Raw genomic sequence first — 13,037 nt, forward strand, 5'->3', positions numbered from 1 at the left:
TTATTTTGCATAATTCCGGTTTCCAAAAATAGCTGTTCCTATTCTGAGCATGGTGCTGCCTTCTGCGATTGCTGCGTGCATATCGCTACTCATGCCCATGGACAGGGTGTCCAGGGCAATACCTGCGGCTTGTATGCTATCGCTCAACTGCTTCAACTGGCGAAATGCCTGTCTTTGCACCTGTTCGTCATCACTGGCTTCAGGCACGGCCATCAGGCCACGTAATTGCAAGCCCGGCAACACGGCAATTTTTTGCGCCAGTGCCACAGCTTCTTCAGGCAAGACACCGCTCTTGCTTGCTTCGCCGCTAATATTAACTTGCAGGCAAATATTCAGGGCTGGCATGCCTGCCGGTCTTTGTTCCGACAGCCGCTGGGCGATTTTTTCCCTGTCGACTGAATGCACCCAGGCAAAATGCTCGGCAATGGGACGTGTCTTATTGCTTTGTATCGGGCCGATAAAATGCCATTCGAGCTGAAGTTGCGGCTTTTTTGCCTGTACTTCCTGCATTTTCTCCAAAGCTTCCTGCAGATAATTTTCACCAAAACAGTGCTGACCAGCCGCGGCGGCGTCTATGACGGCATCAGCAGGAAAGGTCTTGGACACGGCCAACAGACGTAGTTGTTGGGGATCGCGCCCGCTGGCAAGCGCAGCAGCGCGAATATCAGCACTTACGGCTTGCAAGTTGTCAGAAATTGAGGACATAATCAGTAACCAAAAATCTATCTAATTCGTTGTGGACTTCTGGTAAAACTCCCATCCACAGCTTAATATTGCGATATCTTGCTTTAGAGCAGCTTACCCACAATCAGCAACGATTTCATTACCGGAATTATAAATGGACATTTCAGAACTGCTGGCGTTCTCCGTCAAGAACAATGCCTCCGATTTACACCTATCCTCCGGCTTGCCGCCCATGATACGGGTACATGGTGACGTCAGGCGCATTAATTTGCCACCACTGGAGCATAAAGACGTCCATGAGTTGATCTATGACATCATGAACGACTCGCAACGCAAAGCCTATGAAGACACGCTGGAGTGCGATTTTTCCTTTTCCATCCCTGGTCTGGCCCGTTTCCGTGTGAATGCCTTTAACCAGGAACGCGGCGCGGCTGCGGTTATGCGTACCATTCCATCCAAGATTTTGTCGCTGGAACAGCTAAATACGCCCAAGATTTTCGCTGAACTGGCTTTAAAACCGCGTGGTCTGGTGCTGGTGACCGGGCCTACAGGTTCGGGTAAATCAACCACCTTGGCTGCCATGGTGAACCACCTGAATGAGCATGAATATGGTCACATCCTGACGGTCGAAGACCCGATAGAATTTGTGCATGAATCTAAAAAATGCCTGATCAACCAGCGTGAAGTCGGCCCGCATACGATGTCGTTCAACAACGCGCTGCGCTCTGCCCTGCGTGAAGATCCTGATGCCATCCTGGTTGGTGAGTTGCGTGATCTGGAAACCATACGCCTGGCACTGACTGCTGCTGAAACGGGTCACTTGGTGTTTGGTACTCTGCATACTTCATCTGCTGCCAAGACTATCGATCGTATTGTTGACGTTTTCCCGGCAGAAGAAAAAGAGATGGTACGTTCGATGTTGTCAGAATCCCTGCAAGCGGTTATCTCGCAAACCCTGCTGAAAACCAAGGATGGTTCTGGCCGTGTGGCTGCGCATGAAATCATGCTCGGCACCCCGGCGATACGCAACCTGATCCGCGAAGCCAAGATTGCACAGATGTATTCATCGATACAAACCGGTAGTAACCTAGGCATGCAGACGCTGGATCAAAATCTGACCGATCTGGTGCGCCGCAATGTCATCTCGGTGGCGACTGCACGTGGTGCAGCCAAAACACCAGACAACTTCCCAGGCTAAGAGATCAAAGGATAAGAACATGGAACGCGATCAGGCCACCAAATTCATGAATGATTTGCTGAGACTCATGCTCAGCAAAAACGGTTCAGACTTGTTTATTACTGCGGACTTCCCGCCAGCCTTCAAGATAGACGGGCGGGTAACGCCAGTGTCGAATCAACCGCTGTCCCCAGCACACACTGTCGATCTGGCCCGTTCTATCATGAACGACAAGCAGTCATCAGAATTTGAATCGACCAAGGAATGTAATTTCGCGATCAGCCCGGCAGGACTGGGGCGTTTCCGCGTCTCGGCCTTCATGCAACAAGGCCGCGTAGGTCTGGTATTGCGGACGATTACGACTGCCATTCCTAAACTCGAAGACCTGGGCTTGCCGGAAAATCTCAAAGAAATCGCCATGACCAAGCGCGGCCTGGTCATCATGGTGGGAGCTACCGGTTCAGGCAAATCCACCTCGCTGGCGGCCATGCTGGGTTACAGAAATGCAAATAGCTACGGTCACATCATTACGATTGAAGACCCGATAGAATATGTGCACCCGCACATGAATTGCATCATTACCCAGCGTGAAATCGGCATTGATACTGAAGATTGGGGTGCAGCGCTGAAAAACTCTCTGCGTCAAGCACCAGATGTTATCCAGATTGGTGAGATCCGTGACCGCGAAACCATGGACTTTGCTGTTGCCTTTGCGGAAACCGGCCATCTTTGCCTGGCCACCCTGCATGCGAATAGCTCTAACCAGGCGCTGGACCGTATCATCAACTTCTTCCCGGAAGAACGTCGCCAGCAATTGCTGATGGATTTGTCACTGAACTTGAAAGCCGTTATTTCTCAGCGCCTGATACCACTTAAAGGGCGCAAGGGTCGTGCTGCTGCCGTAGAGATCATGCTCAATACCCCCCTGGTGTCTGATTTGATCTTTAAAGGCGCGGTACATGAGATAAAAGAGATCATGAAGAAATCCCGTGAACTGGGCATGCAAACCTTCGATCAGTCTTTGTTTGATTTGCATGAAGCAGACGAGATCACCTATGAAGATGCCCTGCGCAATGCCGATTCTGTCAATGAGCTGCGCCTGGCCATCATGCTGAGAGGTAAAGACGCCAAAGACCGTGACCTCAGTGCAGGCACCAAACATCTGGGCATAGTATGAGTACGCTCGATTTTCAAGCTAATAGCCTGCAAGGCACGCCCGTCGATCTGAAGCAATATGCAGGCAAGGTATTGCTGATCGTGAATACCGCCAGCAATTGCGGTTTCACGCCACAGTACAAGGGACTGGAAGCGATCTACCAGCAATTCAAGGACAAGGGTGTTGAAGTACTGGGCTTCCCCTGTAACCAGTTTGGCCATCAGGAACCAGGGTCGGCTGGTGAAATTGGCTCATTCTGCGAAAAGAATTATGGTGTGACCTTCCCGCTGTTCGACAAAATCGATGTCAATGGCGACAAGGCTCACCCACTGTTCCAGCATCTGAAAAGCCAGGCTCCGGGTTTACTGGGCAGCCAGTCCATCAAATGGAACTTCACCAAATTCCTGGTCAAGAAAGATGGCACAGTATTCAAACGCTATGCGCCACAGACTGCACCTAAAGACTTGCTGGATGATATAGAAAAGCTGCTGGCGGAATAATATAAAACCATCACATGGTTTTATAAGAACATATGTGATGGCATTCGTGCGTACTGTACTGAACTCAACTATAGGCTTGTGCAGGCTTTATTTTGAACGCTTGCGCCATCCAACTCGTCAAATTGATGCAACGTTATAAATCTCTTCTCAAGGTGAGCATTCGTCTTTTTGTCAATGGTTTCTTCGGATATCTTTTAGGAGTTTTCGCTGGCGCAGGTGCCGGAAACAATAATCAAGGTAATTACTTCAATTCCATTTTGGTTCCTGCCTGGATAGGTATATTCGTCACAGTGGTAATTCTGAGCTATCTGTTTGCGATAATAAGGCGCCATAAAATTGCAATGGCCATTCCACTAGTGACTATTCCTCTGATGTTTTCAGTATTGTTCCTTACCGTAAATTGACGCAGGCTAATGCCTGTTAGCCCCCCCCTCAAAACCTTTGATTAATCAACTGATCAAGAAAGATCGCACTGTCTTCAAGCGAGACTGCACCGAAGGATTTGCTGGATGATATAGAAAAGTTGTTGGCTGAGTGATGATTGATATCACGGGATAACATCTCAGATCACAAGCGCCCCGCCAACATTGCTTGCCGTATCAGGTACTTCAGTCCCCATCGATGAAAAGGGCGTATCAGTCGTATATAGACTCGCCCAAACCAGTTGTGCGTCAAACAGGCCGTTGAGATTACAATAGCAACGGTCTGCTCTTCTTCTACCCGCACAATCGAAAGCCGGAAATCCAGATGGCTATTGTCGCGTCCGGCAACCAGTTCTTCTGAACTCAAATAAAAAATAGGCCATGCGCCTATCTTTTCACCGACTTTATAATCGGATCTCATGCGTGGATGCATGATTTCTGCCTTGTCTGGCACGGCAATGCCAAATAGGGACGCCAGGTAATTACGGCTGAGCATGATGAGCTTCATCCATGTTGGCCGGTGCATGAAAACCGCGTGAAATGCATCGCTGACTGTCAGTTCGCTACGACCAAACTCAACCCTGTACGAATCGCGATAATAGGCTGCATGCACCAGCTCGGGCATCAGCACACTTTGCTCTGGGTGCCCGCATTCGCTGAGGAGTGTGCGCTGGCCAGGCATGTGTCACTCGGGTTTATTGACAGCGGATGATGCACTGTCCGCTTCAGGCAAATCCTGGCTTATCACAGAGTCCTGCAAGGCCCGGTCTATTAGTTCTATCCAGTGTTGTACCGGCAGTTCTGTACCTGATTGCAAATGCGTGAGGCACCCTATATTCGCCGACAAAATCATCTCTGCATCCGTTGCCTCCAGATTGCGTACCTTATTATCCCGCAATTGATACGAGAGCTTGGGTTGCAGGACAGAATAAGTACCGGCTGAACCGCAACATAAATGACTGTCGGCACACAGCTTCACATCGACACCGATGGCAGTCAACAGGCCTTCAACCTTGCCGCGTATCTGCTGGCCATGTTGCAGCGTGCAAGGGGGGTGCCAGGCGATGCGCTTGCTGAGTGTGTTGATATTGCCTTGCAGGCGCTGCACCAGTTGCGGCTGGAATTCTGGCAAAATTTCACTAAGGTCACGGGTCAGCATGGATATCTTTCCAGCCTTGCCTGCATATGCGGCATCATGCGCCAGCAGATGACCATACTCTTTTACCGTAGCACCGCAGCCAGAGGCAGTCATGACGATGGCTTCTGCACCAGCCTCTACATACGGCCACCATGCATCGATATTCTGGCGCATATCGTTGAGGCCATCTTCATGCTCATTCAAGTGATAGCGTATGGCCCCGCAACAGCCAGCCTTTTGCGCAATCTGCAATTGCACGCCCATGGCATCAAGCACCCTGGCAGCGGCAGCATTGATATTTGGCGACATCGCAGGTTGCACGCAACCGTCGAGCAAGAGCATTTTGCGGGCGTGCTCAGTTTGCGGCCATAGTCCTGCATCTTGCGCCAGCGGCACTTTATTTTGCAAGGACCTGGGCAAGACTGCGCGCAGGCTTTGCCCCAGCTTCATCGCGGGATTGAATATCCATTTGCGTGGCAGCACGGCCTTGAGCGCAGCGCGATTGAGTTTTTGGAACAGTGGGCGGCCTACCTGTTTTTCTACGACTTGACGGCCTATATCCACCAGGCGGCCATATTGCACGCCGGATGGGCAGGTGGTTTCGCAATTGCGGCAAGTCAGGCAACGATCCAGATGTTGCTGCGTTTTAGCCGTAGCGGGTTTGCCTTCCAGGACCTGTTTGATGAGGTAGATGCGGCCACGCGGGCCATCAAGCTCATCACCGAGTAATTGATAAGTCGGGCAAGTGGCTGTACAAAATCCGCAATGCACACACTTGCGCAGGATGTCTTCAGCCTCTTTGCCTTCGCGTGTGTCTTTAATGAAATCAGCGAGATTGGTTTGCATTGTTTACCAGCCTTTGTACATGCGACCGGGATTGAATATACCGGCGGGATCAAAAGTATTCTTCAGGCGTCTATGTATCTTTTCTACCGGTGCAGACAAGGGGGCGAATACACCTATGCTCTTGTCACCACCACGGAATAATGTCGCATGACCACCAGCGGCCAGTGCCGTCAGGCGTATCAGTTCTGGTTTTTCGGTGCTGTAGAGCCAGCGCTGTGCCCCGCCCCATTCGATCATCGATTTGCCAGTCAGCTTCAAGGCCGGGCTGGTAGATGGTAGTGATAAGCGCCACAGACCGTGCTCTTCTTCCTGCTGGAAAAAATCCAGGGTCTGTTCACGTAAAGCTGTCCAGAAAGCCGTGGCATCCTGCATTTCTTCACCACCCAGTCTGGCTTTGGCGGCACGCACTGCGGCCTCTGCGCCGGACAGGCGCAGCATCAATCGGCCTACATGCCAGCAACTGGCAGAGATGGGCAGGGCCTGGCCTGCCCATAGATTCAAACGCGTCAGCGCATCTGCTTCTGACAAAGCAAACACCAGGGTGGTTTCTGCAAAGGGACGTGGTGAGACCTTGACGGAAATATCCAGCAGCAAACCCAGACAACCCATGGAACCGGTAAGCAAGCGCGAGACATCATAGCCAGCGACATTCTTCATGACCTGACCACCAAATTCCAGTATTTGCCCTTGTCCATTCATGAGGCTGGCACCGAGCACGAAATCACGCACGGCACCAACGGCAGGCCGTCGCGGGCCGGACAAGCCAGCGGCAACGACACCGCCTATGGTGGCGGTAGTACCAAAGTGCGGCGGCTCGAATGCCAGCATCTGGTTTTGTGCTGCCAGGGCGGTTTCTATTTCTGTCAGCGGCGTACCGCTGCGGGCGGTCAGTACCAGCTCAGTCGGGTCATACGCCAGGATGCCGCTGTAGGAGCGGGTATCCAGCACCTCACCCTGCACATCCTGCCCATACCAGTGCTTGCTGCCACCGCCCTGTATCTGCAGCGCTGTGCCACTGGCGCTTGCAGCCAATATGCGATCACGAAAATTGTCTAGCGTCGTTTGCATGCCATCGTCCAATTAAGTCTAGCCTCTGTCTTTAAAAACGCGGCAAATCAGGGAACTTCAAACTGCCTCTTTTCACATGCATGCGGCCGTATTCAGCACAGCGATGCAAGGTAGGTATGGCTTTGTCCGGATTCAGCAATGCGTCCGGATCAAAAGCTCGTTTCAAGGCGAGGAAGGCGGTAATCTCTTCACTGGAAAACTGTACACACATGGAATTGATTTTTTCTATGCCTACGCCATGCTCGCCAGTGATCGTGCCACCGACCTTGACGCATAACTCCAGTATCTCGGCACCAAATTCCTCGGCCCGGTGAAACTCACCTTCTTTGTTTGCATCAAATAAAATCAGTGGATGCAAATTGCCATCGCCAGCATGAAAAACATTGGCGCAACGCAGGCCATATTTTTCTTCCATGGCGGTGATGCCGATCAGGACTTGCGCCAGATGCTTGCGCGGTATCGTGCCATCCATGCAGTAATAATCGGGGGAGATACGACCCGCAGCGGGGAATGCATTCTTACGGCCAGACCAGAAACGCAGACGTTCTGCTTCGGTAGTGGACACGGCCAGTGCGGTGGCACCAGCCTGCTCCAGCACAGCGCTCATGCGGGCGATTTCTTCTTCAACTTCTTCTATGGTGCCGTCTGATTCACAGAGCAAAATGGCTTCGGCATCGGTGTCATACCCTGCTTGCACAAAGGGTTCCACCATGCGCGAAGATGTCTTGTCCATCATCTCCAGACCGGCAGGGATAATGCCTGCCGCAATCACGCTGGCCACCGCATTGCCGCCTTTGACCACATCATCAAACGACGCCATGATGACGCGTGCTGTTTGCGGCTTGGGAATAAGTTTAACGGTCACTTCAGTGACGACACCGAGCATGCCTTCAGAACCTATGAACACGGCCAGCAAATCCAGGCCAGGCGTATCCAGCGCACCGCTACCCAGCTCGATGACTTCGCCTTCCATGGTGATGGCGCGTACCGCCATGACATTGTGAACGGTCAGGCCATATTTAAGGCAATGCACACCACCAGAATTTTCTGCAACATTGCCGCCTATGGTGCAGGCGATTTGTGAAGACGGGTCGGGCGCATAATACAAGCCGTGGGTAGCTACCGCTTCAGAAATCGCCAGATTACGTACGCCAGGTTGCACGACCGCAGTGCGGGCATAGGCATCGACTTTGATGATTTTATTGAGCTTGGCGGTTGACAGCACCAGGCCGTCAGCAATCGGCATGGCACCGCCAGACAAACCGGTACCAGCACCTCGTGGCACAATGGCAATCTGCTTGTCACGGCAGATATTGATGATGCTGATGACCTGGCTTTCATTCTCGGGCAGGGTCACTACCATCGGTAACTGGCGGTAGGCTGCCAGGCCATCACATTCATAGGGGCGGGTATCTTCTTCATCATACAAAATGCAATGCGCAGGCAATTGCTGCCGCAGTGCGCGCACAAGGTCTTGCTGGCGTGAAGATATGGCGAGTGATGCTTCCATGCTGGCTCCTGTTGATTCAAGGAGTGTAATCAGCTTTCCATGTCTTGTGATGAATTGTTCTCAGAAATTGCCGCAAATACTTTTCATTGCTTCTTGTAGAAGTGCTGTATGCAACAGCCTGCCAAGGAGACAGCTTTACAGAGCGAGAAATTACCAGCTCTATCCGTAAAAAAATTTACTTAGCGCCAGCCTTGACCAGAACATCTATCATTTTCTTGTTCGGCTTGGCTACGCCCTTCGCCCATGACAAAGGCGTATCACCATTAGGTGCAGTGGCATTCACGTCAGCTTTTTTGCTGATCAAAAGCTGAACTGTTTCCAGCTTGTCTGACATCACGGCGCAGAATAAAGGGGTATGCCCGTCGCCATTGGTAGATTCTATGCTGGCACCAGCCTTGAGCAAAGCCAGGATGATGTCATTGTTACCCTTCAATGCTGCCTGCGTCATGAAAGTGGGGGCGGCACGGCTGTCCTCTTGCAAGTCCAGCTTGATCTTGTCCTTGATGAGCTTTTCTACGGCAGCGGCGTCATTACCATCAATCGCCTTGAGCATGGCATTGTACTGGCGGCGTTCTGATTTGCTCAACTCGCCTTCGCCTGCATGTACGGCCATCGTCATCGTGAGTGAGATGGATACCAGGACCAATGCCAGTTTATTTTTCATGTCGAACCACCTTGCTAAATTGATTAAATGCCAGAGGGCGGAATCTTACATGAAATCATTTAATAAGCAGTTTATTAAGAATCTATAAACTGTAACAATTAGTTCTAGCTTTAGCTCCAATCGGGCACGCAAAAACAAAAGGACGCCTAAGCGTCCTTTTTCAGGCAAATCGACGAGGATTATGCTGAGAATGAAGAACCGCAACCACAAGTGGTTGTTGCATTTGGGTTCTTGATGACGAACTGTGCGCCTTCGAGATCATCCTTGTAATCGATTTCTGCGCCAACCAGATACTGGTAGCTCATGGAATCGATCAGCAAATGGACGCCATTTTTGGTCATGGTCGTGTCATCTTCATTGGTGATTTCATCAAATGTGAAACCATACTGGAAGCCTGAGCAACCACCGCCTTGTACGAAGACGCGCAGTTTCAGGTCAGGGTTACCCTCTTCTTCAATCAGCTGGGCTACTTTGGCAGCGGCGCTTTCAGTGAAAACAATGGGTGCGGGCATTTCGGCAACAGCGTTCATAATTACTCCTTCAGACTATTTACCATCATTATAGACCCGCACAGAAATCTATGCATTGTTCGCTGCGAGTTTCAAGACAGGTTCTTGTGCCTGGTCATGGCTAAGCTTGCCAGATACCACGGCACCGCTCAGCATTTCCAGTGTTTTGTAGTGCACATCACCAGATATTTGTGCTTTTGGCTGTAATTCAAGCAATTCTGAAGAAAATACCGGACCATTGATGACGCCATTGACCACGATATGGGCGGCGCGGACTTCACCATCAATTTTGGCTTGCTCAGAAATCACCAGCATGCTGGATGCTTCCAGATCAGCAACAACATTGCCACGGATGTGACCATCGATGCGCAAACCGCCCTTGAAATGCAAATCGCCCTGGATGACGGTGGTTGCACCGATCAGGCTGTCTATGGTGTTTTTGGTTTTTCGATTAAACATTGGTGTTCCTTCTTGAGGAAATAAGCCAGAAGCCGCAGCATATCAGAAATGCTATTTTAGCAAGCGCAGCTTTTCTTTGCCTGGTTGATGAGTTGACCGCTTAGATTGACCATTATAAATTGACCATTTGCTGAGCCCGGATCTGGCCATTCGATAATACCTTGGCCTGCACACCCTTAACCGTAGCTCCTTCTGGCAAGGTAATAGTACCTTCCAGTCTTTGATAATGCCGGAATGACAACTTCAGCTTGCCGGCATCTCCCGATTTAGGATCGGGAAACAGCATCGTAGCAGGTTTACCGGCTTGTACCAAGTTCAGGCTGAATTGCATTTCCCCGGTGAAATCACGGCCACTTTTACCGCCCTGCATGACTAGCGCCCTATAGCGCAACTGGCCTGGACTGAGTATTTCCACCTTGAAATTCTGTAGCGAGATACCTTCGGCACCGACTGCGGACGGCGTCAGACTTTCAAAAAAGGCCAGATCATCCTTGAGCTTGAGGTTTTCTGTCGTCAAGGCCTTGACCTGGTCAGTCAATTGCTTCTGGGTAGATTTGTCGATATTGACCGTGCTCTCTATGGTATTGGCGGCCAGCGATAACTTGTCGCGCTCGGCAGTCAATTCCTTGATTTTTTCTTTGAGTTCTTCGACCTGGTCAGCACTGATCCTGGAACCAAACGCAAAATTCTTGCCCAGATCATAAGTCCACCAAGCGATGCCGGCAGCAACAGCAATGACGATGCCAGCCATGGCCATTTTTGATGACCATGGACGTTCATGCGTAATCGTCATTTTTGGCGCCAGAAAGCGCTTGGGAGTCAGACGTGACTTTGCCATGACCGCGCGATTACGGCAGTACTGGCACGTGCATCAACCCGGTCGTTTCTTCCAGGCCAAACATCAGATTCATACATTGCACTGCCTGGCCAGATGCGCCTTTGACCAGATTATCCTGCACGACCAGTATGACGACCGTGTTGCCATTATTTGGTCTGTGCAAAGCCAGGCGTAACATGTTGGAAGCGCGGGTGGAACGTGTCTCTGGATGCGAGCCAAATGGCAGTACATCGACAAAAACTTCATCTTTGTACGCGTTTTGAAACAGGGCTTGTAAGTCTTCGTTGCTGATTTCTGTATTCAGGCGCGCATACAGGGTGGAATGCATGCCACGTATCATCGGTACCAGGTGCGGCGTGAACAGCAGGCCAATCTGGTCTTTGCTGATGCGCTGTAATTGCTCTACCGTCTCAGGAGTATGCCTGTGGCCGGATGCCGCATAGGCTTTGAAACTGTCACTGGTCTCAGAGAACAACAGGCCCAGTTCAGCCTTGCGGCCTGCACCGGATACACCGGATTTGCAGTCAGCGATGAGGTTGCCAGCATCAATGATGCCAGCCTTAAGCAGCGGTGCAAAGCCCAGTTGCATGGTGGTTGGATAGCAACCTGGGTTGCCAACTACTCTGGCGGTCTTGATGGCGGCACGGTTCAGCTCTGGCAGGCCATACACGGCTTCTTCCAGTACGTCAGTACAGGTGTGCGGGATGGCATACCATTTTTCAAATTCAGCCACATTCTTCATGCGGAAGTCGGCTGCCAGGTCGATGACCTTGACGCCAGCAGCCAGCAGTTCAGGTGCCTGTGCCATGGCGACGCCATGCGGGGTAGCAAAGAAGACGACGTCGCATTCTTTGAGGTTGGCTTTGTCAGGCGCAGAAAAAGCGATATCGACGCGGCCACGCAGGGAAGGATACATGTCAGAAACCGGCAAACCATCTTCCTTACGGGAAGTAATTGCCGTGATGTGCGCCTGAGGATGGGTGGCCAATATGCGCAATAATTCTACCCCAGTATATCCAGTGCCACCTACGATGCCAATTTTTATCATATGCTTTCCTTGCAAGAAATTTTGACGCTATTCTAGCAGCATAAGAGTCCATGCCGCTGCGACTGAAAAAACTCGTTACATGCTCCAAAGCAAAAAAGCCGCCCTTGCAGGCGGCTTTCTCTTGTAACAATTGCTGCAATTGTAGTAATTGCTTCCAGCGATAAAAAATTAACGCTTGGAGAATTGTTTTGCGCGACGTGCTTTGCGCAGACCAACTTTTTTACGTTCAACTTCGCGAGCATCACGAGTAACGAAGCCAGCTTTGGACAATTCAGGTTTCAAAGCTGCATCGTAGTCGATCAGTGCACGAGTGATACCGTGACGAACAGCACCGGATTGGCCGGATTCGCCGCCGCCGTGAACGTTAACCATAATGTCGAATGTTTCGAGATTATTAGTCAGTTCCAGAGGTTGACGGATGACCATCAGGCCAGTTTCACGAGAGAAATACTCGTTTGCTGGTTTGCCGTTGACAACGATCTTGCCGCTGCCGGATTTCAGGAATACGCGAGCAACTGCGCTCTTGCGACGGCCAGTTCCGTAGTTGTAATTACCGATCATGGCTAATCCTTAGATGTCGAGTACTTGTGGTTGCTGAGCTGCGTGCGGATGTGTTGCATCTGCATAGACTTTCAGCTTCTTGATCATTGCATAGCCGAGTGGGCCTTTAGGCAACATGCCTTTAACAGCTTTCTCGAGTGCACGACCTGGAAAACGCTCTTGCATTTTCTGGAAATTTGTTTCATAGATACCGCCTGGATAACCAGTGTGACGGTAGTATGTTTTGTTCAGAGCTTTAGTACCAGTCACGCGCAGTTTGCCTGCGTTAACAACAACGATAAAATCGCCTGTGTCTACGTGTGGTGTAAATTCTGGTTTATGTTTGCCGCGTAAACGGAGTGCCACTTCGCTGGCAACACGTCCGAGTACTTTATCTGTCGCGTCAATCACGAACCAGTCGCGCTGAACCTCATGGCCCTTAGCGGAAAAGGTTTTCATGTTGAATCCTAATAAAAGT

General features: G+C 50.8%; 15 protein-coding genes. 3 read left to right on the plus strand and 12 right to left on the minus strand.

The features are described from left to right. Nucleotides 1–705 carry a YggS family pyridoxal phosphate-dependent enzyme gene (locus ACO0LI_RS00730; protein ID WP_423030115.1) on the minus strand — a complete coding sequence of 235 codons (705 nt, stop codon included), beginning with the start codon at nt 703–705 and terminating at the stop codon, nt 1–3. Between the two features lie 133 nt (nt 706–838). Here ACO0LI_RS00730 and ACO0LI_RS00735 point away from each other — a divergent pair, with 133 nt between their 5' ends. Genes ACO0LI_RS00735 through ACO0LI_RS00745 form a run of 3 tightly spaced genes read left to right on the plus strand, consistent with a single transcriptional unit; the run spans nt 839 to nt 3,517 of the window. Next, entirely contained in the window at nt 839–1,882 is a 1,044-nt protein-coding gene (locus tag ACO0LI_RS00735) for a type IV pilus twitching motility protein PilT (RefSeq protein ID WP_422949475.1), read from the plus strand. Nucleotides 1,883–1,901: 19 nt separating this feature from the next. Beyond that, nucleotides 1,902–3,038, plus strand: a complete 1,137-nt coding sequence (locus ACO0LI_RS00740) for a PilT/PilU family type 4a pilus ATPase (RefSeq protein ID WP_423030117.1) — start codon at nt 1,902–1,904, stop codon at nt 3,036–3,038. Beyond that, nucleotides 3,035–3,517: a glutathione peroxidase gene (locus ACO0LI_RS00745; protein ID WP_162039951.1), complete on the plus strand. Its 483-nt coding sequence runs from the start codon at nt 3,035–3,037 to the stop codon at nt 3,515–3,517. Before ACO0LI_RS00740 ends, ACO0LI_RS00745 begins: the two co-directional genes overlap by 4 nt. 567 nt (nt 3,518–4,084) lie before the next feature. On the opposite strand, the gene ACO0LI_RS00750 is transcribed toward ACO0LI_RS00745, so the two are convergent. From ACO0LI_RS00750 to rplM, 11 genes are all read right to left on the minus strand, one after another. Next, on the minus strand, nt 4,085–4,621 hold the full coding sequence (locus ACO0LI_RS00750) for a DUF2867 domain-containing protein (RefSeq protein WP_423030119.1): 537 nt from the start codon (nt 4,619–4,621) through the stop codon (nt 4,085–4,087). Nucleotides 4,622–4,624: 3 nt separating this feature from the next. Next, nucleotides 4,625–5,923, minus strand: coding sequence for a glycolate oxidase subunit GlcF (gene glcF / locus ACO0LI_RS00755; protein WP_423030121.1), 1,299 nt, complete (start codon nt 5,921–5,923; stop codon nt 4,625–4,627). 3 nt (nt 5,924–5,926) lie between these two features. Further along, nucleotides 5,927–6,991 (minus strand): glycolate oxidase subunit GlcE, encoded by a 1,065-nt coding sequence (gene glcE / locus ACO0LI_RS00760; RefSeq protein WP_423030123.1) that lies wholly within the window; start codon nt 6,989–6,991, stop codon nt 5,927–5,929. Between the two features lie 31 nt (nt 6,992–7,022). Then, nucleotides 7,023–8,501 (minus strand): FAD-linked oxidase C-terminal domain-containing protein, encoded by a 1,479-nt coding sequence (locus tag ACO0LI_RS00765; protein ID WP_423030125.1) that lies wholly within the window; start codon nt 8,499–8,501, stop codon nt 7,023–7,025. Between the two features lie 175 nt (nt 8,502–8,676). Further along, nucleotides 8,677–9,165 carry an ankyrin repeat domain-containing protein gene (locus ACO0LI_RS00770; protein WP_423030127.1) on the minus strand — a complete coding sequence of 163 codons (489 nt, stop codon included), beginning with the start codon at nt 9,163–9,165 and terminating at the stop codon, nt 8,677–8,679. Nucleotides 9,166–9,344: 179 nt separating this feature from the next. Beyond that, nucleotides 9,345–9,695, minus strand: coding sequence for an iron-sulfur cluster insertion protein ErpA (gene erpA, locus ACO0LI_RS00775; protein ID WP_110255173.1), 351 nt, complete (start codon nt 9,693–9,695; stop codon nt 9,345–9,347). 48 nt (nt 9,696–9,743) lie between these two features. Then, nucleotides 9,744–10,133, minus strand: coding sequence for a bactofilin family protein (locus ACO0LI_RS00780; RefSeq protein WP_422949483.1), 390 nt, complete (start codon nt 10,131–10,133; stop codon nt 9,744–9,746). 112 nt (nt 10,134–10,245) lie between these two features. Beyond that, complete coding sequence (locus ACO0LI_RS00785; protein ID WP_422949484.1) at nt 10,246–10,971, minus strand: DUF6776 family protein; 726 nt, start codon at nt 10,969–10,971, stop codon at nt 10,246–10,248. A 10-nt stretch (nt 10,972–10,981) separates the two neighbouring features. Next, entirely contained in the window at nt 10,982–12,019 is a 1,038-nt protein-coding gene (gene argC / locus ACO0LI_RS00790; RefSeq protein WP_423030129.1) for an N-acetyl-gamma-glutamyl-phosphate reductase, read from the minus strand. Nucleotides 12,020–12,187: 168 nt separating this feature from the next. Continuing rightward, nucleotides 12,188–12,580: a 30S ribosomal protein S9 gene (gene rpsI / locus ACO0LI_RS00795; protein WP_110255177.1), complete on the minus strand. Its 393-nt coding sequence runs from the start codon at nt 12,578–12,580 to the stop codon at nt 12,188–12,190. Between the two features lie 9 nt (nt 12,581–12,589). Beyond that, nucleotides 12,590–13,018, minus strand: coding sequence for a 50S ribosomal protein L13 (rplM, locus tag ACO0LI_RS00800; protein ID WP_110255178.1), 429 nt, complete (start codon nt 13,016–13,018; stop codon nt 12,590–12,592). Between the last annotated feature and the right edge of the window lie 19 nt (nt 13,019–13,037).

Source organism: Undibacterium sp. Tian12W (genome assembly GCF_049339405.1).
Lineage (GTDB): Bacteria > Pseudomonadota > Gammaproteobacteria > Burkholderiales > Burkholderiaceae_D > Undibacterium.

Excerpts from the sequence above, each read along its gene's own strand:
- ACO0LI_RS00730 (WP_423030115.1), bottom strand. The coding sequence starts at position 705 with ATGTCCTCAATTTCTGACAACTTGCAAGCCGTAAGTGCTGATATTCGC.
- ACO0LI_RS00735 (WP_422949475.1), top strand. The coding sequence starts at position 839 with ATGGACATTTCAGAACTGCTGGCGTTCTCCGTCAAGAACAATGCCTCC.
- ACO0LI_RS00740 (WP_423030117.1), top strand. The coding sequence starts at position 1,902 with ATGGAACGCGATCAGGCCACCAAATTCATGAATGATTTGCTGAGACTC.
- ACO0LI_RS00745 (WP_162039951.1), top strand. The coding sequence starts at position 3,035 with ATGAGTACGCTCGATTTTCAAGCTAATAGCCTGCAAGGCACGCCCGTC.
- ACO0LI_RS00750 (WP_423030119.1), bottom strand. The coding sequence starts at position 4,621 with ATGCCTGGCCAGCGCACACTCCTCAGCGAATGCGGGCACCCAGAGCAA.
- glcF (WP_423030121.1), bottom strand. The coding sequence starts at position 5,923 with ATGCAAACCAATCTCGCTGATTTCATTAAAGACACACGCGAAGGCAAA.
- glcE (WP_423030123.1), bottom strand. The coding sequence starts at position 6,991 with ATGCAAACGACGCTAGACAATTTTCGTGATCGCATATTGGCTGCAAGC.
- ACO0LI_RS00765 (WP_423030125.1), bottom strand. The coding sequence starts at position 8,501 with ATGGAAGCATCACTCGCCATATCTTCACGCCAGCAAGACCTTGTGCGC.
- ACO0LI_RS00770 (WP_423030127.1), bottom strand. The coding sequence starts at position 9,165 with ATGAAAAATAAACTGGCATTGGTCCTGGTATCCATCTCACTCACGATG.
- erpA (WP_110255173.1), bottom strand. The coding sequence starts at position 9,695 with ATGAACGCTGTTGCCGAAATGCCCGCACCCATTGTTTTCACTGAAAGC.
- ACO0LI_RS00780 (WP_422949483.1), bottom strand. The coding sequence starts at position 10,133 with ATGTTTAATCGAAAAACCAAAAACACCATAGACAGCCTGATCGGTGCA.
- ACO0LI_RS00785 (WP_422949484.1), bottom strand. The coding sequence starts at position 10,971 with ATGGCAAAGTCACGTCTGACTCCCAAGCGCTTTCTGGCGCCAAAAATG.
- argC (WP_423030129.1), bottom strand. The coding sequence starts at position 12,019 with ATGATAAAAATTGGCATCGTAGGTGGCACTGGATATACTGGGGTAGAA.
- rpsI (WP_110255177.1), bottom strand. The coding sequence starts at position 12,580 with ATGATCGGTAATTACAACTACGGAACTGGCCGTCGCAAGAGCGCAGTT.
- rplM (WP_110255178.1), bottom strand. The coding sequence starts at position 13,018 with ATGAAAACCTTTTCCGCTAAGGGCCATGAGGTTCAGCGCGACTGGTTC.